19 protein-coding genes are annotated in these 24,686 nt (G+C 33.7%); 2 read left to right on the forward strand and 17 right to left on the reverse strand.

The window, feature by feature from the left end; genetic code table 11:
- Nucleotides 1-26: 26 nt before the first annotated feature.
- From trpD to OLM57_RS10970, 16 genes are all read right to left on the reverse strand, one after another.
- A complete protein-coding gene (gene trpD / locus OLM57_RS10895; protein WP_264563723.1) occupies nucleotides 27-1,019 on the reverse strand; it encodes an anthranilate phosphoribosyltransferase in 993 nt (330 codons plus the stop codon).
- Nucleotides 1,020-1,110: 91 nt separating this feature from the next.
- A complete protein-coding gene (locus tag OLM57_RS10900) occupies nucleotides 1,111-1,518 on the reverse strand; it encodes a GNAT family N-acetyltransferase (RefSeq protein WP_264563724.1) in 408 nt (135 codons plus the stop codon).
- 7 nt (nucleotides 1,519-1,525) lie between these two features.
- Entirely contained in the window at nucleotides 1,526-2,356 is an 831-nt protein-coding gene (locus tag OLM57_RS10905) for a c-type cytochrome (protein WP_264563725.1), read from the reverse strand.
- Nucleotides 2,357-2,395: 39 nt separating this feature from the next.
- A complete protein-coding gene (locus OLM57_RS10910; RefSeq protein WP_264563726.1) occupies nucleotides 2,396-2,962 on the reverse strand; it encodes an anthranilate synthase component II in 567 nt (188 codons plus the stop codon).
- Nucleotides 2,963-3,036: 74 nt separating this feature from the next.
- Nucleotides 3,037-4,437, reverse strand: coding sequence for an anthranilate synthase component I family protein (locus OLM57_RS10915; RefSeq protein WP_264563727.1), 1,401 nt, complete (start codon nucleotides 4,435-4,437; stop codon nucleotides 3,037-3,039).
- A gap of 384 nt (nucleotides 4,438-4,821) precedes the next feature.
- On the reverse strand, nucleotides 4,822-5,388 hold the full coding sequence (locus OLM57_RS10920; protein ID WP_264563728.1) for a YceI family protein: 567 nt from the start codon (nucleotides 5,386-5,388) through the stop codon (nucleotides 4,822-4,824).
- 286 nt (nucleotides 5,389-5,674) lie between these two features.
- Nucleotides 5,675-6,949, reverse strand: a complete 1,275-nt coding sequence (locus tag OLM57_RS10925; protein WP_264563729.1) for a hypothetical protein — start codon at nucleotides 6,947-6,949, stop codon at nucleotides 5,675-5,677.
- Nucleotides 6,950-7,135: 186 nt separating this feature from the next.
- Nucleotides 7,136-7,702, reverse strand: a complete 567-nt coding sequence (locus OLM57_RS10930) for a YceI family protein (RefSeq protein WP_264563730.1) — start codon at nucleotides 7,700-7,702, stop codon at nucleotides 7,136-7,138.
- 51 nt (nucleotides 7,703-7,753) lie between these two features.
- On the reverse strand, nucleotides 7,754-8,386 hold the full coding sequence (locus OLM57_RS10935) for an NAD(P)H-dependent oxidoreductase (RefSeq protein WP_264563731.1): 633 nt from the start codon (nucleotides 8,384-8,386) through the stop codon (nucleotides 7,754-7,756).
- A 12-nt stretch (nucleotides 8,387-8,398) separates the two neighbouring features.
- Nucleotides 8,399-8,854, reverse strand: a complete 456-nt coding sequence (locus OLM57_RS10940; RefSeq protein WP_264563732.1) for a MarR family winged helix-turn-helix transcriptional regulator — start codon at nucleotides 8,852-8,854, stop codon at nucleotides 8,399-8,401.
- Nucleotides 8,855-9,114: 260 nt separating this feature from the next.
- On the reverse strand, nucleotides 9,115-9,300 hold the full coding sequence (locus OLM57_RS10945; protein ID WP_264563733.1) for a DUF2892 domain-containing protein: 186 nt from the start codon (nucleotides 9,298-9,300) through the stop codon (nucleotides 9,115-9,117).
- Nucleotides 9,301-9,318: 18 nt separating this feature from the next.
- Nucleotides 9,319-9,624, reverse strand: coding sequence for a hypothetical protein (locus OLM57_RS10950; RefSeq protein WP_264563734.1), 306 nt, complete (start codon nucleotides 9,622-9,624; stop codon nucleotides 9,319-9,321).
- A gap of 77 nt (nucleotides 9,625-9,701) precedes the next feature.
- Nucleotides 9,702-12,893, reverse strand: coding sequence for an efflux RND transporter permease subunit (locus OLM57_RS10955; protein ID WP_264563735.1), 3,192 nt, complete (start codon nucleotides 12,891-12,893; stop codon nucleotides 9,702-9,704).
- Between the two features lie 94 nt (nucleotides 12,894-12,987).
- Complete coding sequence (locus OLM57_RS10960) at nucleotides 12,988-14,106, reverse strand: efflux RND transporter periplasmic adaptor subunit (RefSeq protein WP_264563736.1); 1,119 nt, start codon at nucleotides 14,104-14,106, stop codon at nucleotides 12,988-12,990.
- A 68-nt stretch (nucleotides 14,107-14,174) separates the two neighbouring features.
- Nucleotides 14,175-15,485 (reverse strand): TolC family protein, encoded by a 1,311-nt coding sequence (locus tag OLM57_RS10965; RefSeq protein WP_264563737.1) that lies wholly within the window; start codon nucleotides 15,483-15,485, stop codon nucleotides 14,175-14,177.
- A 159-nt stretch (nucleotides 15,486-15,644) separates the two neighbouring features.
- A complete protein-coding gene (locus OLM57_RS10970; protein WP_264563738.1) occupies nucleotides 15,645-16,493 on the reverse strand; it encodes a hypothetical protein in 849 nt (282 codons plus the stop codon).
- Between the two features lie 290 nt (nucleotides 16,494-16,783).
- Here OLM57_RS10970 and OLM57_RS10975 point away from each other — a divergent pair, with 290 nt between their 5' ends.
- Nucleotides 16,784-18,820 (forward strand): PAS domain-containing protein, encoded by a 2,037-nt coding sequence (locus OLM57_RS10975; protein ID WP_264563739.1) that lies wholly within the window; start codon nucleotides 16,784-16,786, stop codon nucleotides 18,818-18,820.
- Between the two features lie 179 nt (nucleotides 18,821-18,999).
- Nucleotides 19,000-22,311 carry a PAS domain S-box protein gene (locus OLM57_RS10980; RefSeq protein ID WP_264563740.1) on the forward strand — a complete coding sequence of 1,104 codons (3,312 nt, stop codon included), beginning with the start codon at nucleotides 19,000-19,002 and terminating at the stop codon, nucleotides 22,309-22,311.
- Nucleotides 22,312-22,380: 69 nt separating this feature from the next.
- Here OLM57_RS10980 and OLM57_RS10985 read toward each other — a convergent pair whose 3' ends face one another.
- A complete protein-coding gene (locus tag OLM57_RS10985; RefSeq protein WP_264563741.1) occupies nucleotides 22,381-24,627 on the reverse strand; it encodes an ammonia-forming cytochrome c nitrite reductase subunit c552 in 2,247 nt (748 codons plus the stop codon).
- Nucleotides 24,628-24,686 lie beyond the last annotated feature (59 nt).

Below are 24,686 nucleotides of genomic sequence, written 5' to 3' on the forward strand. Positions count from 1 at the left end.
TTTAAACCTTAAACTTTAAACTATTTTTATTTACTTAGTTCTTGTAATTTTTTCAAAGCTAGAAAACCTTTTCCTGATAGTAAACTTTCTTTGGCTATTTGAAATCCTTCTAGAGTAGAGCATTTTGTAACGGTTGAAATTGCAATTCCTGCATTGGCACAAACCACGTTGTTTTGGGCTTCGTTTCCTTTTCCAGAAATAATATTCATAAACATTTCTGCCGATTCTTCGATGGTTTTTCCACCTTCGATTTCGTTTTGTTCCAAAAGGCGAACACCAAAATCAGCAGGATTCAATATTCCTTCTTTGGTGCTGGTTATCATTTTTGTAGGGCCAGTCAAAGACACTTCATCATAACCATCTAGTGAATGTAAAATGGTGAAATTGACGGGAGTATTTTGGTACAAATAACTATACATTCTAGCCAATTCGAGATTGAATACACCTACCAATTGGTTTTGTGGGAACGATGGATTTACCATAGGACCGAGCATGTTGAAAAAGGTTTTGACACCCAATTCTTTTCGAATTGGACCCACATTTTTCATAGCAGGGTGAAACAAAGGAGCGTGTAAAATGGCAATTCCAGCTTTGTCGATGCATTTTTCCAGAAAATCATTGTCGTTGCTGAATTTTACGCCCAATTTTTCCATTACGTTACTAGAACCAGAAATTGAGGAGACACCGTAATTCCCGTGTTTGGCTACTTTTATCCCGGCACCCGCAGCAACAAATGAAGCTAAAGTCGAAATGTTGAAAGTATCTTTTCCATCCCCTCCAGTACCGCACAAATCGATGGTATTGTAATCGGATAAATCTACTCGAATACACAATTCTAGGAGCGCTTCTCTAAATCCAGCTAGCTCTTCGATGCTAATGCTTCGCATCATATATACGGTCAAAAAAGCCGAAATCTGACTTGGATTGTAACTCCCACTGGAAATATTAACCAATACGTTTTTGGCTTCCTCTTTCGAAAGAATTTCGTGATTTATTAATCTATTTAATATGTTTTTCATTTTTTTATAAAGATGCTAAGTGGCTAAGATTCTAATTTTTTTATTTATAAACAAACACTGCCAATTAAATACTGAAAACTGCCTACTTTTTTCAATGTTCATTTCCTTGATAAATCCACATTGGCTCTGTATTTCCGGCACGTTCAAAACCATTTTTTTTATAAAAATCGACGGCTTTCCCATCGGCAGTAAGGATTTGCATGTGGAAGTGATTGTATTTCTCTTGCATTTTATCAACAATCATTTTTCCAATTCCTCTTCCTTGATATTCTGGAAGAACCAATAAATGAGGATAGTATACCGTTAAATGACCGTCGGAAATGGCATTTCCAAGTCCGACTAATTTTTTGTCTTCCCAAGCAGTTATCAATGTTTCAGAATTCAATAAACCATTGTATAATTGAGTTGGTTTTTCAGCTGAACTCCATTCGTTTGCTTTATAAAGATTTAAAATATCTTCAATTTTCAACTCTGTTGTCTCAGAAATTGTAATATTCATTTTTGAGTTATATTTTATTTTTAGACATATATTTTAAATAGTCAACAATTTGCTGTGATTGTTGTTTGGTGATTCCCAATGTTGGCATTTTTACTTTGTGCCTGAAAGAAGCTGGATTGACAATATAATCTATCAATTCAGATTCTTTCCAATACTCAGTTACGCTTTTGGGGTAGTTTAACTCGGGTCCCATTTCGCCACCTATTCCGTTTATCGCGTGGCACGTGATACATTGTTTTTGAAATAATACAAAGCCTTTCATTGCTTTCTTATCATCTTTTGGTTGTAAGGCTTCGATGTTTTTATTTTTTGAAACAAAGTGAAATTTTATAACATTATACGGCCATTTGTATTCTTGATTATCAGATGAAACTGATGTGTAAACCAAATAAAACGGGTCTGCATTCATCTCGTTTCCGTTTTTTATAATCTTTTCCCAATTGGAGCCTTTTGGGGCATCAACATCTTTGAATGCTAGATATGATTTGGCATTTAGGAATAATTCTAAAGGCATTTCAGGTTTATAACCATCAATACATTCAAAAACAATTAGCGTGTTTTTTATGTTAACTTTTGATAAATCAATTTCATTTTTTAAAAGAAGCAATGCGTTTACGGCATGATATTTCTTTGTTTTGTGATAAACAGGGTCATTTACAATAGTGACAACAGTATCTTTTCCCAGTTTGTTTTTTGCTTGCAAAGCCAATAAATCCAATTCCATTTCGGGTTGGGTATTAACTATTGGCTTTATTTTTTGATCCTTTTGTTGGTTACAAGAAAGGAAGCAAAAAATAAAAAGGCAAGAAACTAAAAAATTGATTTTAACTGTTTTCATAATTTTTTTGACTGATTACTAATAACGGAACACTGAATACTAGCTATTTACCCAGTTTTCTAAAATCTTTTTTCCATTGGGTGTCAAGACACTTTCAGGATGAAATTGAACGCCTCGAACATCGTATGTTTTGTGTCGTAACGACATTACCTGACCGTTTTCGTCAAAAGAAGTAGCTTCCAAAACATCCGGTAAATCAGTGTCAACAACCCAAGAATGGTAACGGCCCACTTCAAATTCGTTACCCAATCCTTCAAATAATAGTTCGTCATCTACCACTGTTTTTACCATTGTGGCTACACCATGATATACTTTATCGAGATTTGAAAGCGTTCCGCCAAAAACTTCTCCTATGGCTTGTTGGCCTAAACACACGCCAAAAATACTTTTGGTTGGTGCATATTTTTGAATTACGGCTTTTAATAATCCGGCTTCATCAGGTATTCCTGGTCCAGGTGAAAGCAGAATTTTGTCGAAAATCGCTATTTCATCAATATCAAATTCATCGTTTCTGTAAACGGTAACTTCGCAATTTAAATCTTCTAGATAATGCACTAAATTATAAGTGAAGCTATCGTAATTGTCTATGACTAGTATTTTTTTCATTTTTTTAAATTTTGTTTAAAGTTTAAAGTTTCAGGTTTTTTACTGAAGACTAAAAACTGAACACTGATTACTTTTTATATCGTTTCTGCCAAATCCAATGCTTTATTTAAAGCTAGTAGCTTATTATAAACCTCCTGCATTTCGCTTTCTTCGTTTGAACTGGCCACAATTCCAGCACCTGCTTGGGAATGTAATTGGTGGTTTTTGCTCAGGAAAGTTCGGATCATAATTGCGTGATTAAAGTTACCTTCAAAATCCATAAAACCAATGGCTCCACCATAAAAATTACGGTTTGTTTTTTCGTAATCTTCGATTAACTGCATCGCTCTGTGTTTTGGCGCACCGCTCAAAGTTCCAGCTGGAAAAGTATCGGCAACTACCTGCATAGTTGTGGCTTTCTCGTGTAAATGTCCTGTCACTTTGGAAACCAAATGAATAACATGAGAGAAAAACTGCACTTCTCTGTATTTTTCTACATTTACATTGTGTCCGTGACGGCTTAAATCATTTCGAGCCAAATCGACCAACATCACGTGTTCACTATTTTCTTTTTTGTCTTCCGATAAATTTTTGGCAAGGACAGCGTCTTTTTCGTCATCACCTGTTCTTTTGAAGGTTCCTGCAATAGGATGGATTTCGGCTTTTCGGTTTTTGACAATAATTTGGGCTTCGGGTGATGAACCAAAAATTTTGAAATCACCGTAATCAAAAAAGAATAGGTAAGGGGATGGATTGATGCTTCTCAAAGCTCTATACACATTAAATTCGTCACCTTTGAAACTTTGGGTAAATCTTCTGGATAAAACTAGTTGAAACACGTCGCCACGGAAGCAGTGTTTTTTTGCCAAAGCCACATTTTGTTTGAATTCTTCATCGGTTAGATTCGAAAAACCTTTGCCTTCTTTGGAGAATTTATACGAAGCGATGTTTCTGGATTGTAATAATTGTTCAATTTCGGAAATGTTGTTTTTTCCATCCAAACTGTGACAGAAAATATAAGCTTCGTTTTTGAAATGGTTGATGGCAATGATGTTTTGATATACCGCATAGTACACATCGGGAATCGAATTGCTGTTTTCTTTTTTGGCGATGGTTACTTTTTCGAAATAACGAACGGCATCATAGGATATATAGCCAAATAAGCCATTGTTGATAAACTTGAAATCTGTTTTGTCCGATTGGAATTGTCCTGAAAAATCTTGAATAATTTCCGGAATATTGGTGTTTGCATCAATAATAATAGTTTCTGAAGTTCCATCTGGGTATGTTTTATAGATGGTTTCATTTTCTATTTTTATCGAAGCGATTGGATTGCAACAGATATAGGAAAAGCTATTGTCGTTTCCGTGATAATCGCTACTTTCTAATAACAAGCTGTTTGGGAATTTATCTCTAATTTTAAAATAAACGCTTACCGGTGTAATTGTATCGGCTAGGATTTGTTTGTAGTTGGTTTGTAGTTTATACGTTTTCATTTGTAGATACTTATTGTTTTTTATTGGTCAAATGTAATTCACATATCTTCTTTATTGGTTGCTAAGAATTTACGACAATGTTCATTTCATGCTTTATGTTGCTTTGATGCTATGGATTTCTTTTTCTTTTATATGGTAGCCTAATTTTTGAAATAAAAAAAAGGCCTGTCGTGATGACAAGCCTTTTATATTTATAGTTCAAATAATACTATAGGAGCTTAGTTCACGACGACTGACGTAAATTGTTCCACCACCAAGTATTGTTTGTTATAGTTTTCATTTTCTTTTTTCTTGATTACAAATATATAAATGATATTCGGTCTGACAAAAATAATGAAATAAAAAAAAAGTTTATTTTTTAAAATTTTTGTTAAAAATAATTAGTTAATACACTAAGACTACATTTAACTCAAAATCATCATAAATCGTTTTATCTCCCAAATCATCAAAATAACTGCCTGAACCATATTTAATGTCATATTTAGTTCGATTAATTGTTAATGACGCAGTTGCTTTTTTTCCATTTACAACCAAATCAAATTGTATGGAATTGGTAATTCCTTTAATGGTCAAATCGGCATTGATTAAGTACGTATTGGGGCTTTTCGTTGCAATACTTTTAAAAACTAATGTTGAAGTTGGAAAATTATCAACGCTAAAGAAGTCTTCCGATTTTAAATGTCCTTCCAGTTTTAATTTAGAATTTCCAGTTTGATCAGTATTTGATAAGGATTGCATGTTTGCTATAAAACTACCTCCTACCACTTTCTTTTCTTTAAAAACAAGATAACCATCTTTGAAGTTTATTGTTCCTTCGTGTTGGCCAGTTATTTTTTTGCCTTCCCAATTGATGATGCTTTTAGTTACATCTATTTTGTAGGTTTGTGCAATTCCTTTATGAAATGAAAAAAGAATTACAAGAGTCATGCAAATTAGTTTTAAGGTTTTCATAGTTCGTTGAATTAAGTTAATAATGCACAAAAAAGAATTGATTTTTTTGATGAAAAAAGAGATAGAATTAATTATAAATCAGGTGTTTAAGTTTGAATAAGTAGATAAAGTTAATTTAAAATTTTGAATTTAAATTTGTTTTAGTCTATTATTTAATGGTTTATGGATTGAAGAAAAATGAATACTTTGACATTTTTTTCAATTTTCAATTTAAATAAAAAGCCTGATACTATAATATCAGGCTTTATAAATTAAAAGTTTGTTCGAAAAGTTTGTCTTGAACAAATTATTTTATACTGGCTAAAGGATTTGTGTTTTTGGTTCTAAAATCCGGATAATTTTTAACATCTGATTGAATGAATAATTCCGTATTATTCAATTTTGTAAAATCTAGTGAAAAGGTATCACTATCATACCAGGTAAGTAATTCTGGGTTATATATGGCACTTTCGCTTTGTACTACTCCGTTACATCGATTAATTTGTAAATTTTGAATATTAATTTTGGCCAAATTAATAGGTAAAGCACCTATTTTATTTTCGAGTAAAATAAAAGGGGCAAAGCCGTCAATGATACTATTGTTGATGCTGAAATAGCTTTTGTCCTTGATATAAACAGCTTCTCTTACCAATCCTTGATTGTTGTCTTCGGTATTTAATAGCGTAATATTATTGGCAGTAATTTTGGTTAATTTTTTGGTTATATCGGCATTTTCAATTTTATCATACGAATCAATTTCGAAGCAACGTGAACCAGAACGGTCTGATGAATATGGGTTTCTAATGGCTATACTGTTTGAAATTGTGCATTGAGCTCCTTGTGTATAATCAAAATCATCATCTGTTGCTCTGAAGGAAATCAGATTGTTGAAATTGACATCTCCTCCGTAACATTCGAATGAATCGTCATTGGAAAAGCTAATTTGGATAAAATCAAATTTGGTGCCTTTGCCAACTCCTCCAAGTGATAAACCATTTAATTCTTTGAGTGCATTTATTTTATGTCCAGAAAATTCAATTCGAACATATTTTAGAATTCCAGAATTGCTATTAGGATCTTGTCCGCCATAATAACTAACAGCGGGATCGAAATTAAAATCTAAAAAACTAACTCCTCCAATTTTATTTATAGGAGCTTCCCCAAGAATTACAATTCCGCCCCAGTCACCTGGTCTTCTTATTAAAACATCATTGTTTGAAGTAAAAATTATTGGTTCGTTTGCAGTACCTTCCGCTATAATTTTAGATCCCTTAGTGATTACAAGTGTTCCGCAAGATTCTTTATCCCCTCGTATTACTGTTCCTGGTTCTATTGTTAAAATTGCTTTATTGGTTACATAGATAGTTCCAATTAATCGATAAGTATTTCCTTTTGTTAACTTTAAATCCGTATCTATTGTGCCAGTTAAAATTTGGTTGGCATTGTTGTAAACAGTAGTTGAAGGTTTGAAGTTAGTCCAATTGGATAACCAATTAGTATCTCCAATTATTCCTTTCGTTTGTTGTGCATTCAATGTAATCGATAATAAAATAATAAAGACAACGAATAGTTTTGTTTTCATAACGCTAATGATTGTAGTTTTTTTTCAAAATTATAAATACAATGTTTTAGGCGTATATTCTTAATATTATCTATTTATGATTTTTAGGTTAAGAATTAAAATTATATAAAAAATAGTGCTTCTATATAAAAAAAATACCCCCAACAAAATTGCTGAGGGTACTTTCCATTTGTGGTATTTGTGTTTTTAGAATTTTAAACTTACTGTTAGTTCAAAATCATCATAGATAGTTTTGTCTCCTAAACCTTCGAAGAAACTTCCTGAACCGTATTTGATGTCGTATTTTGTTCTGTCCACTTTGAATGCTGTAGTAGCGGTATCTCCTTTTACAGTGATATCAAAAGTTACAGGATTTGTTTTTCCTTTGATAGTTAAATCAGCAGTTACAGTATATACGTCATTTCCTTTTGCAGCAATAGTTTTGAAAACTAAAGTTGAGGTTGGGAATTTTTCTGTTGAGAAGAAATCTTCTGATTTCAAGTGACCGTTTAATTTTCCAAGATATTCACCTGTAAGATCTGTAGAAGTTAGTGTAGTCATATCAACGGTGAATGTACCACCAGCTAAAACATTTTTTTTGAATACTAAAGCACCACTTTTGATAGCTACAGTTCCGGAATGTTGACCAGTTACTTTTTTCCCAACCCAGTTGATGGTACTTTTAGAAACATCTACTTTTTTAGTTTGAGCAGTTACTGCTAGTGTAGACAATGCTACAACGAATGCTAAGGCAATTGATTTTAAGTTTTTCATGTGTAATTTGTTTAATTTGATTTAATTGATTTTAATTTGAATTAGTAATTATTATAAAGTGATAAATAAGTCTTCTTGTGATTTTCTAACTTTTTTGTAAAATTGAGTTGCATCTTCTTCATGACGGTATCCAACAGTTGCAATAAGTGAAGCATTAAGATTTAGTTTGTCTAATCCTAATATTTCGTTTACTTGCGCAGGAACAAAACCTTCCATTGGTGTTACATCAATTTTAAGTTCGGCAGCAGCATTCAATAAATTTCCTAATGCTAAATAGGTTTGTTTTGATGTCCAAACATTTTTGATTGCTGGCTCCAAAGTTGATATTTTCGATTTCATAAAATCACCATATCCAGCCAAAGCTTCCATTGGAGTTTCTCTAGTAACGCTTATTGTATTCAAAAAATTGTCAATCGCTTCATCACCAATATTAGTATCATTGGCAAAAATGAATAAATGCGATGCATCTACGATTTGCGATTGCCCCCAAGCGGCCTGTTGCAATTGTGCTCTTAATTCAGGATTTTCAACAATAATCACTTTGTATGGTTGTAATCCATAAGAGGATGAACTCAAACGAATTGCTTCTTTTAAAGTGTTTAAATCTTCTGCTGAAACTTTTTTTGTGGCATCAAATTTCTTTGTTGCATATCTCCAATTTTGATTGTTTAAAAAATTGCTCATAATTATTGTTGTTTATTTAGTTCTATATTTTTCTAATAAGGTATTCAGTTGTACTAATTCTTCTTCGCTTAAATTTTTAGCAAATTGCTCTTCGTGTTCTTTTACTTTGGGGTCGAGTTCAGTTAATAAATCCAAACCTTTTTGGGTAATTAAAACTTCAATTTTTCTTCTGTTTTCTGGACAAACATTTCGAGTTACAAAATCTTTTAATAATAATTTGTCAACTAACCGTGTTGTATTACTTGTTCTTGCGAGCATTCTTTCCTGTATGATGCACATATTGGCAGGATGTCCTTTTTGCCCTCTCAATATTCTTAAGACGTTATATTGTTCTCCTGAAATATCATACGATTTTATAATCTCGTTAAAACTATCAGCAATAACGTTTTGTGTGTACATCAAATTTAAAACCACTCTAGTTGATTTAGTATAATCAACCGTACTTTTTAATTCATCTTCAATCTTCATATTTGCAGGTGTCTTATTTGTTGATACAAATGTAGTACTATTTATATTTGTATATACAAATGTTAAAGTTAATTTTTTGTTAAATCAAATACAATGGTCTTTTAATGTTTTTAAAATTAAAGTCTTAACCTCAATAATTATAAGGATTTAAGAATTAAAAAATATTGTTTAAGCCAATGAAAGACTGTTTTATTTTGATTGAAAAAAAAACCAAAACAATATAGTTTCGGCTTTTTTATAAAAATTTATATAGTTTATTTTTAGTCTTTCACTCCAAATTTGTCTAAGATTTGATTCATCAAGCACCATTTGGTTATTGACGATTGCAATAAATTTGCACCTACAAAGGCCGTAAACCACAACCAATTTTGATTGACATAGATGGATAATAGCAAACTGGCTAAGATGAAGGTGCCTGCAATACCTCTTACAATTCTATTTTTCATTTTCTTTTTATATTTAGATTAATTGGATTTTTCGATGTTAAGAACAGCAATATGAATGTGCGATAGCGATTCCTGCTCTATATTGAAATATTCCACAAGCTCATAAAGAGCATCAACTTTTTCTTTTGCTGTAAAAGCATAGAAAAGGATGGAATCTGTTTCGTTCATTTCGCTTCCAAACCAATTGGACTCAACAGCTTCTCCAGTACTGTTTTTATATCCTTTTACTTCTTGATAAGAAAAGGATTGAACAGACGCTTTTTTGAGCAATTGTTTGATTTCTTTTTCAAATTCTTTGACTGCAGTTATGAGTAGTAATTTCATTGTTTTATGTTTAAAGGTTTATGAGTTTAAAAGTTTAAAGTTTATAAAATTGGAAACCTTAAACTTGAAACTAATTTTTATTTCTCCCATTTTTTTCTTTCAGTGATATAATAAATCAAAGGCACGACCAGTAATGTCAATACTGTAGAGACGATGGCTCCAAATACTAATGAAATTGCCAAACCTTGAAAGATTGGGTCAAACAAAATAATGGAAGCTCCAATAACTACAGCACCCGTGGTTAGCAAAATTGGTGTCGTACGTACCGCACCTGCCTCAATAATGGCTTGTTTCAAAGGCACACCTTCGTTCAGTCGGATTTCGATAAAATCGATAAGCAACACCGAGTTCCTTACCATCACCCCAGCCAATGCAATCATTCCGATGAAAGACGTTGCTGTGAAATACGCATTCAGCAACCAGTGACCAAACACAATTCCTATTAGCGAAAGCGGAATGGCCAACATCATCACCATAGGCGTTTTGAAGTTTTGGAACCAACCCACAATCAGCATATAAATAATCACGATAACCACCATAAATGCCACACCCAAATCACGGAATACTTCCAAGGTAATTTGCCATTCGCCATCCCATTTTACGGTAAAATCACTTTCGTCCGTCGGTTGTTCCATATAGAGTTCGTTGACTTTGTATCCCTTTGGCAATTGCATTTTGGCCAGTTTTTCATTCATTCCCAAAATGGCATATACGGGACTTTCTAATGCTCCAGCCATATCCGCGGTTACATAAACCACGCGTTTTTGGTCTTTTCGGTAAATGGTTTTTTGCAATGTGTCCATTTCTACTTTTACCAAATCACTTACCGGAATCATATTTCCTTGACTTCCTTTGATTTTTAGGTTTTCAATGTCTTGTAAACTCGTTTTGTCTTTGTCGTCAAGCGAAAGAACGATGCCCACATTATCATTGGAATTTTCATCATACAAATTCGAAACCGGATATTCTTTCAATAAATACGTCAGATTGCCGACCACTTGTTGAGGAGCAATACCATTCAACATCGCTTTTTCTTTGTCAATTTTCAGTTTGTATTCCGTTTGATTGTCTTCAACCATCCAGTCGACATCCACAATATCGGTGGTTTTTTCAAGAATCGATTTTACTTGATGGGCCACTTTTATTTGGTCTTTATAATTAGGCCCATAAATCTCAGCCACCAAAGTCGATAAAACAGGAGGTCCTGGCGGAACTTCGATAATTTTTACATTGGCTCCATATTTCTTGGCTATTTTCTGAATCTCAGGACGCATTTCTTTTGCAATAGCGTGACTTTGTAAATCACGGTCTTCCTTGTGCAATAAATTCACCTGTATGTCGGCCATATTGCTACCGCCGCGCAAATCATAGTGGCGCACCAAACCGTTGAACGTAATCGGTGCCGAGGTCCCAATATAGTTTTGATAATTCACCACTTCGGGTTTTGTCGAAAGATACTGTGCAATTTCTTTTGTAACCGCAGCCGTGCGTTCCAAGGTTGTTCCTTCGGGCATATCAATAACCACTTGAAACTCATTTTTATTATCGAATGGTAACATTTTTACGACCACCGATTTGGTAAAAAACATCAATACCGATCCAAATAGCAACACCACCGTTACTGCTACCAGAATGCGTCTTTTGGCACTGCTCTCCAAGAAAGGACGTTCCAGTTTGCTGTAGATTTTGTACACCCAACTGGTTTCTATTCCTTCGGATTCTTTGTGTTTTTGCTCTTCTTTTTCTTGTAATAAATGATAACCCAAATAAGGTGTAACTGTCAAGGCCACAAACAATGACAATAACATCGCAATCGAAGCGCCAATTGGCATCGGACTCATATAAGGTCCCATCATTCCGGATACAAACGCCATAGGAAGTATTGCTGCAATTACGGTAAACGTTGCCAAAATCGTTGGATTTCCTACCTCATTGATCGCGTAGATCGCCGCTTGTTTGAAAGGCAGTCGCTTCATTTTGAAATGGCGGTGCATATTCTCAGCAATAATAATACTGTCATCGACCACAATTCCCACCACAAATACTAAGGCAAAAAGCGTGATTCTATTGAGCGTGTAACCTAATAAATAATAGGCAAACAACGTCAGCGCAAACGTCAGTGGTACGGAGAAGAAAACTACCAATCCACCGCGCCAGCCCATAGCCAACATTACCAAAAGCGTCACGGCAATAATCGCAATTCCCAAGTGCAACAGCAATTCTCCCACTTTATCCGAAGCCGTTTCTCCATAGTTACGGGTTACTTCAACGTGTACATCGTTTGGAATTAAATTCTTTTTTAATTGTTCTACTTTGGTAATAATTTTTGCCGAAATTTTCATCGCATCCGCACCTTTTATTTTCCCAACGGAGATCGTCACGGCAGGATATTCTGATTTGGCGGTTTTGAATTTTTCATTGGCTTTGCCATATCCAAATGACACATAACTTCTGGCTGTTGAGGGGCCATCTTGCACTTTGGCAACTTGTTTCAAATACACCGGCAGGTTTTTATTGACACCGACCACGAGGTTTTCTAAATCTTCGGCATTCGATAAAAATTGTCCCGTGGTAACCAAGTATTCTTTGTCGTCATTGACAAAACTACCCGATTGTGAACTGCCGTTATTGGCCTGAATCATTTGCATAACGCCCAAAGCATCCACGCCATTTTCGGCCATTTTATCTTTGTCCAAAATCACTTTCAGTTCGCGATTGTTTCCGCCAATTTCCTTGGTAATGGCTACATCTTTTACTTTCTCGATTTCCGAAGTCACTTCTTCGGCAAGCTGACGCAACTGAAAAGCATCTTGTTTCTCGCTCCAAAGCGTTAATCCCAGCATCGGCACATCATCAATCGAACGGGTTTTTACCATCGGTTTGTACACTCCTTGCGGGAACATATCTTCGTGTTTCGCCAACTCGTCATATAATTTTACATACGAACGCTCCACATCCTGCCCCACAAAAAACTGTACAATCAACATCGCTTGACCGTTCATGGCCATACTGTGCACGTGTTCGACCCCTTTGATATTCGAGATTACTTTCTCCAAAGGCTTGATCACACGACTTTCTACTTCGGCGGGGTTAGCACCAGGATAACCCACCATTACGTCGGCCATCGGAACATTTATTTGTGGTTCTTCCTCCCTTGGGATTAGAAACGAGCTGTACACTCCTATAATCATCAACGCCACCATTAACAGTATCGTTAACTTCGAATTGATGAAAAAATGGGCTATTTTACCTGAAATTCCTTCTTGCATAATATTTTTTGTTTAAAAAGTTTAACGTTTCAAGTTTAAAGTTCTTAGACTTATACCTAAAATCTGTTTTTAAAATCTGCAACCTGCTATCTGACTATTGAACACTAACCAAAGCTCCGTTATACAATTTACCATCAGCCGAAACAATATATTGCTCATTTGCCGATAAACCAGACAAAACTTCTACTTGATTGCCAAAGTTTTTACCAATACGCAACCATCTTAATATGGCTATATTTCCAGTTCCAATAGTATAAATTCCAGTTAACTGTCCTTGTTGTACCAAAGCACTTTCGGGAACCAAAACTTTTTCGCTTGTATTTGTTTGCTTCGCCTGTTCGCTATCGCTCGGGTGTATGGTATTGGCAACAGGAAACTGAACGTTTACGAACATTCCGGATAAAACTGAAGAATCGGTTTTGTCCAAATTGATTTTTACCAAATACTGACCACCTGTATTTTTTGCTGACAGACTTACTTCGCTTACTTTTCCGTTTAGAATTGCATTAGATGATTTTACCAAAACTTTTACCGGCATTCCTTTTTTGATGGCAGTAATGTCATTTTCTGAAACCATAGCCGTTACTTGTAATCTCGATGCACCTTCTATACTTACTAACGGCATTCCCGGATTGGCCATATCGCCTTCTTTTAAAAAAGTATTGGTTACAACACCCGCAAACGGAGCTGTGATATTCGAGTAGGAGAATTGTGCTATTACTTCGTTTCGCATTTGTTTGGCGCCTTCCAGACCTGCTTTTGCCATTTCATAACGAGCTGTCATATCATCCAATTCTTTTTGGGAAGCGCTTTGTTGTTTGAATAAATTCACAAAACGGTCGTAATCTTTTTTGGCATTGTTGTAGCCTGCTGTTGCTTGCAAAATACTAGCATCCACTTGCGCTTTTTTGGCTTGCAAATCGGTGTTGTTGATGCTGACTAATAATTGTCCCGCACCGACTTTTTGTCCCACTTGAACGTGAAGTTTGGTTACATAACCCATCATTCGCGTGCTTAAATTGGCGGAGTTTTCGGCTTCAATTTTTCCACTGGCCGTTACAAATTGCCCGTTGTTGTTTTCAGACACACCACTTACTTTTACCGTGATAGCAGGTTCTTTGCTAAGAGATACTTTCTTTTCTCCATGACAAGAGGAAAGCAGTAAAACGAATAGAGATGTGATTATAGCTGATTTAAATAAGTAGTTCTTCATTGTATATTTTTTATAATTGATGTTAATATTGAAATTTATTTTTGCTATTGCCATTGAAATTGAACTGTTTATTTTGTCAAAAACTGCAAGTATTCCTGTGTGTAATTGTATTCAAAAACAGCTTGTAAATATTCCAGTTCTTTTTGGTACATCTGTGTTTCTGTGAGCAATAAGTCTGTTGTTTTTTCTAGCCCTTGCGTGAAACGATTGCTTCTTATTCTATACGCTTCTTTGGATTGTTCCAAAGCCAGTTTCTCTAAATTCACTTTGTTTTCGGCATCTCTAAGTTGTCTGTTGGCTTTGCTCAATTCCATTTGGCTTTGCGCTTTATATTGTTGGGTTTCTATTTCCGATTTTTGAAAATCAGCTTTGGCTTTTTCCATTTTACCAATCGATTTATAACCGTCAAAAGCATTCCAAGACAACTGCGCACCCACTACATAGCCATTTGAATTAGATCCGAAAAGTTGCTGCGCATACATTTCGTAACTTCCAAAAGCGTTCAATCTGGGCAAGAAATTCATTTTACTCGATTGTAACATTTTGCCATAGGATTCGGTTGTTTTGTTCATCGCCTGAATGTCTTTTCGATTATCCGATAATGAAGTGTTGAAAGCATCGATTATGATAACATTGTCCAATTCTTCAATAGGTTTATACACTTTATTCGCAGTGCCTTCATCTAATAGAAAAGCCAAATAATCCGAAGCGTTTTGAATGTTACTTTTGGCATATTGCAATTGATTTTGAACTTCATTGACGCGCACTTGCATTGATAGCAAATCGGTTTTTTGCAAAATTCCCTGATTGAAATAATTCTGAATCAATTTCAAATTGGCTTCCGCCGTGGCATTTGCTTTTTCAATCACTTTTACGGCTTTGTAACTCATTTGCAATTGCATAAAAGCTTTGTTGATCTCCAGTTCCAAGTATTCTTTGGTTCTTTCGGTTTGCAATTGATACGCATCCATTTTGGATTTGGCTGCTTGTCGTCCATACAATCCGTCAACATTGATAAGCGGTTGCAAAACATCAATTCTGGTCGCAAAATTTTTGGTTTGTGAAGGATTGTTCAGTTTTGCAGGATCAAAGTCGGATGGCGTTAAAATCCCCTGATTCAATTTAGAACCAAAAGCCATCAACGGATTTGTCGTTGCCATAGAAGTGTGCGAAGCAGAGATGTTTGGCAAGAACAACGAATTCGATTGGCGATAATCAGCCTGAGCCGATTTGAAATCTTGATTCGCCATTTTTATTTGCAGGTTCTTATCAGACGCTTTTGCCCAAATGTCCTTTTTAGAAATAGCTATTGTATCTTGACTATATCCAAAATGGGTAATTGAAATAATGCCCAGTAGTATAAAATTGATTTTTCTCATAATTGGTTTTATTTATTATGAGGCAAATATATAATGAGGAAAAAGCGTGGTCAGTAACAATTGTCACAATGGTTACTCAAAATAAAAAAAAGTTCAAAATTATTTTCGAAATGCTAATTGTTAAAGAAAATTACAGTCGAGAATAAATGAGTATTAAAATTAATATAGGTTGAAAGTAATGCCACCTGATATGAAATTATGAACAGTTTGAGTCCTGTCTCGATTTAAATTTCCGTTTTGATTGTAAGTATATCGTATAAAAACTGGAATGGTATAGTTTTTAATGAACTTTAAGTTTCTTGAAACATTCAAACCCACATTGATGAATGCAAATCCTGTTTTACCGGTTTTATCAAATCCGTAATAGCCGGAATTATTGATAACAGCCGCTCCAACAAAAGGTCTGAGGTTTATTCTTGTCTTAAAATTAGTGTACGTATAGCCAATTTCAGAATAAGAGGAATAGGCTCTTTCCTTACTAATTACTTCCCCTGAACTGTTCTTTTCAACATCTTTGAAATCATCACCATAAATTATGGTGTTCCATTGAAAATCAAATGGATACTTTTTATTGGTGGAATCATATAAAAACGACACTTCAACAGATTGAGCCGAGTAAATTGAATAATCAAAATAGGGAGTTCTATAACCACCATAGACTTGGCTATTCTTTAGGGTCGCGGGGTTATAATAATCACTCAATACCACACTTATTTGCGGAGTTACCTGATAGGAAACGGACCAATCGTATTCATTATATGCGGTTGCACTACTCGATAAATTGGTACTTATCCAAACACCAAAACTCCATTTGTCATTTAATTGATATGAAATATTGGGCTGAAAAGAAATTTTGTCGGAGTTTAATAATATTCCTCTGGACAAATTAGGATAAACAATGCTCAATGAGGCAGTTAATTTTTTTTCTGGCTTTACAACTATTTCGGGTGCTGTGAGTAATTTTTTTGATTGCAATGCTACTTTTTCCACTTGGCCAAAAAGGGTCATGCTAGAAAAAAAAAGAACTAGAAATACTATTATATTTAGAGGATTATTTTTTATTGGAATTAAATTTTGAGGTTTTAATTATTAAAAAATCAGTAATTGATTGAATCAGTTCTGAATATAAAATCACTTGTTTATTTTGCTTGCAAATTTATAAACTTTATTCATTTTTAAAACTGTTTTTCTTATAGTTGTGTTGTTTATAACTTATTTTTCTAAAATCATGATTGTTTTTTAAAAGACTATATTATATTTATAAAAAAATAGTAACTAATTTTTCTAATTTTTTATTAATGAAAAAGAATGGAGAGGCATTATCTTATGAAGAATTACTTCAAAAAGTAGCTGAACAACAATTGCAAATTACCATTTTGGAGGACGAAAAGAATGCAATTACAAATTTTGAATATTTTGTAAAAGAGTCTCCTGATTTAGTTTGCATAGCTGATACTGATTCCTATTATAAAGTTGTAAACGATGGTTTTGTCAAAGTGCTGGGTTATTCTAAAGAAGAATTGTTATCCAGACCTTTTACGGATTTTATTCATCCAGATGATTTAGAAAAAACCTTTGCAGAAGTTAAGCTTTTGACAAAAAATTCTCCCACTATTGATTTTGAAAATAGATATGTAAAAAAAAATGGCCAACTGGTCTTTTTGCAGTGGAGAGCCAATTTGAATACTTCTAACAATTTAATATATGCAATAGCAAGAGATATTACTGAGATTAGAAGGACACAGGAAAAACTTTTATCCAGTGAAAAATCGCTGAATGAAGCCCAAAAAATTGCCAAAATTGGAAGTTGGGATTTTAATTTAATGACACAAGAGTTAAACTGGTCAAATGAATTGTATGAAATATTTGAGATCGAGAATAAACCCAATGACCCCAAACTATATGCTAAATATTTATCTTGTTTTTCACCAGAGGATGGGGAAGAATTAAATAAAAAAATCGCTAATACAATTGCAAATAAAGTTCCTTACGAAATGGAACATCGAATATTTTTAACAGACAATAAAATAAAATGGGTTTTTTGTACAGGGGTTCCAATACTGGATAAAAAAAATAATGTTGTAGCCTTAAAAGGTGTTGTTCAAAACATTACGCAAAAAAAGCTTATTGATGACACCATTAAGGCAAAAGAAAAAGCTGAGGCTGCTAATAAAGCCAAATCAGATTTTCTTGCCAATATGAGCCATGAAATACGAACTCCCCTCAATGGGATTGTTGGTTTTACCGATTTGTTATTGAAGACCACTTTTGACAAAGATCAGTTGGAATATCTCAATACAGTAAATGAATCGGCGAGCACATTGATGGATATTATCAACAATATTCTTGATTTTTCTAAAATTGAAGCTGGTAAGTTGGAATTAATTTATGAAGAAATTGATGTAGTAGAACTGACTAACCAAATTATAAATTTATTCAAATATGAGGCCAATCACAAAAAAATAGATTTAATACTTCATATTGAAAAGAATGTACCGCAATATATATTAGGAGATTCCTTTCGACTAAAACAAATATTGGTTAATTTATTGAGCAATGCCATGAAATTTACCTTTTCTGGGCACATAAAATTGAATGTGAGTCAAGAGGAAGAAAGCGAATTGATTTCTAAAATTAAATTTTCAGTAATTGACACTGGGATTGGAATCAAAGTTCAAAATCAAAATAAGATTTTTCAATCTTTTGTGCAAGCAGATAATACAACTACAAGGCGATACGGAGGTACTGGTTTGGGATTAGCAATCTCTAGCAAGCTTTTGGCCTTGAAAAAAAGTGAACTGAAATTATACAGTTCTTATGGAGTTGGGAGTGAATTCTTTTTTACAATAAGCTTTGAAAAAATAAGCAAAAAACAAAATAGAAAAATGGATGAAAAAAAAATAAAAATAGAAAAACCTGCAAAAACTGATAATACACTCGCCAACTATAGGATAATGATTGTCGAAGACAATAAAATTAATATGCTTTTGGTAAAAACATTAGTCAATAAAATAATAAGTAATTGCACGATAGTTGAGGTTTCAAATGGTTTTGACGCTGTACTTTTAGTGCAAAAAGAAATGCCGGATTTAGTTTTAATGGACATTCAAATGCCTATTCAAAATGGATACGACGCTACTTTAGAAATTAGAAAACTAGAAAAATTCAAGGATTTACCCATCATTGCATTAACTGCAGGAGTATTGAATGGTGAAAAAGAAAAATGTATGGAGCACGGAATGTCTGATTATATTACAAAGCCCATTGTTCTGTCAGAGTTAGAAAAAGTATTGTTTAAATGGCTAAAAAAGAATAGAAAAATATTTACCCTTTAAAAGCGCTTTTTGACGGTAAAAAAGTCTTTCTTTATAATTTTGAAAGATTTTTTTTGTTTTTAATTTAAAGCTATTTGTGATTCTAATTATTTAGTTATGAATGTGATATAAATTTCATATCTTTAATTGTTGTTTTTTATTATTTGGTTTTATCTATTAATTCAACTTTGTTTTAAGATATGAAAGAAACTATACCATCCATTGAAGAATTGCTTCAAAAATTAAAAAAACAAGAACAGAAAATTTCGATATTACAAAAGAAAATTGATTCAATTGCTAATTTTGAATTTTTCACCAAAGAGACTTCCGATTTTATTTGTGTGAGTGATTTAAATAGTTTCTTAAAAGAATTCAATATTGTATTTCTTAAAAAATCAGGTTACTCCAAAAGAGAATTATTAATCAATAGCTATCTTAAATTTATCCACCCAGAAGATGTTGCTAAAACTGCAAATGCTTTACAAGAACTTTTAGAAGATAAGACTTCGGTAATTTTTGAAAATAGAATCCTTACAAAAAAAGGAGAAAACATATATGTACAATGGACATCGATTATAAATCCTTCAAATAATCTAGTTTATTCCCTCGGAAGGGATATTACCGAAATTCGGATGATTCAAGAAAAGTTAACTGCCAGTGAAAATTTATTAAATGATGCTCAGCAATTGGCTAAAATAGGAAGTTGGGAACTTAATTTATTAACTAATAGTTTGATATGGACCAAAGAATTGTATCATATTTTTGAAATCCCAGAGATGCCTACTGATAATTTGTATAAACAGTATTTTGAACATTTTTCAGAGGAAGATCGAGAAATGCTAAATAATTTGATAGCCGAATCAATGAGGAGTAAAAGACCTTATGAAATTACTCATAAAGTATTATTGAGTAATAATAGATTCAAGTGGGTTTATGGAACAGGTATTCCTATACTAAATGAAAAAGGCGAAATTATAGCTTTGAGAGGAATTGCACAAGATATTACTGAAAAGAAACAAATAGAAAGTGAAATTCTAGCAAAGGAAAAAGAAGTTGCGACCATTAAAGAAAAAAAGCGTGAACAAGAAAGCAATGCGAAGTTTAGAAACTATGTTAAGAATGCTCCGGATGGTGTTTTTGTTGCAAATGAAAAGGGACTTTTTTTAGAAGTAAATTCAGCAGCAACAAAAATAATGGGTTATTCCCAAAAGAAGTTATTAAGCATGTCAATAAATGACATTATACATCCAAATTCGCTAGAAAAAATAAAATTATGTTTTGAAACCCTTTTTTTGAACGGAACTTCAAACGATATAGTTGCCTATATTCATAAAAATGGAGAAATTCGATATTGTTCAATAGATGCAGTAAAACTTTCAGAAAAACAAGTTTTATTGTTTGTAAAAGATATAACGGAAAATATTGAAGCAGTACAAGCTTTAAAAGAAAAAGAAAAGCGCTTCCGGGTTTTGGTAGAAAATGCTCCCGAAGCACTCGTTGTTATCGATTTTGAGCAGCAAAAATTTGTAAGTGTAAGTCAAAGTGCTTTGGTATTGTTTAAAATGACGGAAGAAGAATTATTAAATCTTGGGCCAGTTAATTTAAGCCCAGAATACCAACCTAATGGACAATTGTCTGCCGCTCTGGCAGATGAAAAATTTAAGGAAGCCATAGCGGGAGGGAAGCCCTCCTTTGAATGGACTCATATTGACAGTCAAGGAAATTCCATTTTTTGCGATGTCAGACTCGTACGATTGCCACCCGATAATAAAGTCTTAATTCGTGCAAGTATAATTGATATTACAGATCGAAAAAAAGCAGAAGAACATCTTAAAGAAAACGAACTTTTTTTGAAAGAAACACAACGTATTGCGCAACTTGGTACCTATAGTATGGATATGAGTACAGGTAAGTGGACCAGAACTGAAATATTGAATGATATTTTTGGAATCGATCAAAATTTTGATTTGAATGGTCAAAGTTGGTTTGAAATAGTTCATCCGATGTGGCGGGAAACCATGCGTGATTATGTACTTAATGAAGTTATTCAAAAGAGAGTTCAATTTGATAAAGAATACAAAATAATAAGAATAAAGGATCAAGCTGAAAGATGGGTACATGGAATGGGTACTCTAAAGTTGGACGAAAATGATCAACCGTCTGTTATTGTTGGAGCTATACGTGATATTACTGATACTAAAATAATGGAACTTGAATTAATAAGAGCCAAAGAAATAGCTGAAGAAAACGAAAAAGATTTGCTTTTTAAATACATTGAGTATGAAGAGATAAATGAAAAATTAAAACAAACCAACAAAGAACTAGTAAAAGCCAAAACTCAAGCAGATGAAGCCAATAAAGCAAAATCTGAATTTTTGTCTAATATGAGCCATGAGATACGAACACCACTAAATGGAATTGTTGGTTTTACCGATTTGTTGATGAAAACAAATCTCGAAAAAAATCAATTGGAGTATATGTCAACAGTCAATGTTTCGGCCAATACATTAATGGAGATTATTAATGATATCTTAGATTTTTCTAAAATAGAATCCGGAAAATTGGAGCTATTCAAAGAAGAAACTGATCTTTTTAGACTATTGCACCAAGTCATTGATTTGTTTAAACATCAGGCCAATTTAAAAAATATTGATTTGTCATTAAATATAGAAGAAAATGTACCTCAATACATACTCGCCGATGCTATACGATTAAAACAAATTTTGGTTAACTTAATTAGTAATGCTTTAAAATTCACCTCTTTTGGTCATATTCGATTGGATGTAGAGCAAACCAAATTGGGTAAAAAAAATAATGCTACCATAAAATTTTCAATAAAAGATTCAGGAATTGGAATCAAACAATACAATCAAAAGAAAATTTTCGACTCTTTTGTACAAGAAGATAATGCTACTTCGAGAAAATTTGGAGGTACGGGTTTGGGCTTGGCTATTTCAAATTTATTACTGGAGCTTATGAAAAGTAATCTTCAACTTAAAAGTAAATATGGAGACGGAAGCGATTTTTTCTTTTCGATTAAATTTAAAAAAGTGGAGCCCATAAAAGATACTTTTAGAGAATTGGCCCATCCTACAGTGATTAGAAAAGTTAAAACGGTAAAAAACATAAATGTTCTTCGGGTTTTGATTGTTGAAGACAATAAAATTAATATGTTTTTGGCCAAAACCTTGGTTAAAAGAATTATTCCAAATGTTATAATTTTAGAAGCTAGCGATGGTCAAGAAGGCATTGAGCAATTTGAACTTAATAAACCCGATTTGGTTTTAATGGACATTCAAATGCCCATTAAAAACGGGTATGAGGCTACTGTTGAAATTAGAAAGCTCAAAAAAGGTAAAAACACCCCTATTATTGCCCTAACAGCAGGGATTATGGTTGGAGAAAAAGACAAATGTATAGAATATGGAATGAATGATTATATTTCAAAACCTATCATTGAAGATGATTTAGAAAACGTAATACATAAATGGATTCCTGAAGAGGTTAAATAAAAGTTACTGAGACTCTAAGTTTCTAAGAATCTAAGTTACTGAGACTAAAAAATACAACAATCTAACAATCTACTGTATTCCGAGATTCTTAAACAATTCCTGATAATTTGGATTTGTTGGGTCCATTTGTTTTAATTGATAAGCCGTTTGTTGTGCTTTCGCCTTATTATTAGATTGGATATAAACAAAAGTAAGTGCATAATACAAATCGGGAGCGGCAGGGTTTATTGCAATTCCTTTTTGCAAAACGGCTTCTGCTTCTTTGTATTTTTGATTGGCATTAAGCATTAAACCATAATTATAATAAACTCTTGGGTTTTGAGATTTTAATTCAACCGCTTTTGCAAATGATTTTTCGGCTGCGGGTTTATCATTCATCTCATTATACAACAAAGCCATGTTGTAATAAATCCGTTCGTTGTTTTTGTCATTGGCCAAAGCTCTTTTGAGCATTTGCAATGATGCATCATTCTTTCCAACGGCATTATACAGCGATGCTAAATTTAGCAAAGCATAATTCATTTGGTTGTCTTTTTTAAGGCCTTTGAGGTAAAAAGATTCTGCATTGGTATAATCCTGCAGTTTAAGATAATAATCCGCAAGCATTACATTTCCCACAGAAAAATCGGTTTGATAACGAAGGTAACTCAGTAGTTCTTTATGGGCAGCATCAAAGGCTGTGGTATATTGACTCGGGATTTGATCTTTTGGTACAGTTAAAAGAAGATCGGCTGCAGCGATTCGAATAGCTCTTACTTTATCGGACAATAATGGAGCTACTTTTTCGATCCAACTATTTGGAGAAAAATTGGATAAACTACGTACTGCTCTGTAGCGTACTTGTGCATCTTTTTGATTCAGACAGGACAATAAAGTGTTTACACTTGTTGTGGTGGTTATGCTTCCCAAGTAAAAAGCGGCTGTAGCTTTTATAATATCTGGTGTGTTTTTATCATTAATCAATTTGGTAAGATGCGGCTCGCTGTTAAGATCCAGTTTACTGCCCGGAATCAAATCATCGGCAAAATGATATTTTCGTTTTGGTCCGTACCATTTTACAACAGCATCGGCCAAGGCTTTTTCGGATTTGTCTGTATGGCAGTTGCTGCAAGCGTTTGGAGTGCCATACTTTACAGAAAGATCGGGACGGGGAACCCTGAAACTATGGTCATGACGTAAATCATTCCCCATAAACAATTTGCCGGGCATGTGGCAGTTTACACAGGAAGCGCCATTTGTTCCCATGGTATGGAAAGTGTGTTTTGGAGTGTCATATTTGGTCGAAATATGGCATTGTGTACAGGTTTGATTGCCTATTTCGTGCTTCAATTTGGTACTGTGCGGATTGTGACAATTACTGCATCGTACTCCTTTACTAAACATTTTGCTTTGCAGAAAAGAGGTGTAAATATAATCTTCATCATCAACCTGACCATCGGCATGAAAGTGCTCCGTGTCTGGAATTTGCGGAATATAATTGTCCATTATTTCTTTGCTCTCGATATGCTTGGCTGTGAGCTCGGTTATACGGGCATGACAAGGAGCGCAAGTATTGATTTGCTCTATTTGTCCTGATTTTTTACCTAGTTTCATAAAACTACCTAGTACTTTATCCCCTGATTTATAATCGTCGCCTTTTACATATTCTAAGTGTTTTTGACCTGCACCATGGCAGCTTTCGCAACTTACGTTGATGATATTGTAACTGGTTTTGTAAGTATCGGTTTTGGTGTTGTAATTTTTATGCAAATTAGTAGAATGACAAGTGGCACACATGGTGTTCCAGTTTTGGGCATTTCCTGTCCAATGCAGCCAATCGTGTGAGGGTATTTTTTGACCAGCATATTGATTGAACCATTTTTTCTTGTTGACATCCCAACTTAAGCGAGGCACTTGCATACGGCCTCCCGGAAAATAAACTAGATATTGCTGTAAAGGGGTGTACCCAAAGATGTATTTTACTTCAAAATCATGATTCTTGCCGTCATCTCCTTCGGTGTTGATAAAGAATTTGGATCCTTTTTTGTAAAATCTGCTGGTGATGCCATCGGCAGTAAAAGTTATGTTATTGAAATCTCCTTTTACAGTGGAATCATTGGCAGGAAGCATCGACATATAATGATCGGATTGTTTCCAATCATGATGTTCTGTAGTGTGGCATTTTTTGCAGGATTCGTCTCCAACATAGGCATTGTTGGATGAAAGAACTTCGGTATATTCGGCGTCCTTAGAACTGCAACTATCTACTATAAAAACACGGAATACAACAAACAATATAAGAAGGATTGCAACAACAATCGATGATTTCTTGAGCATGAAAAAAGATTTTCTCAAAAATAAATAATAAATAATTAGTACCAAAGGCATTTTGGAAA

Source organism: Flavobacterium sp. N3904, assembly GCF_025947305.1.
In the GTDB taxonomy this organism is placed as follows: domain Bacteria; phylum Bacteroidota; class Bacteroidia; order Flavobacteriales; family Flavobacteriaceae; genus Flavobacterium.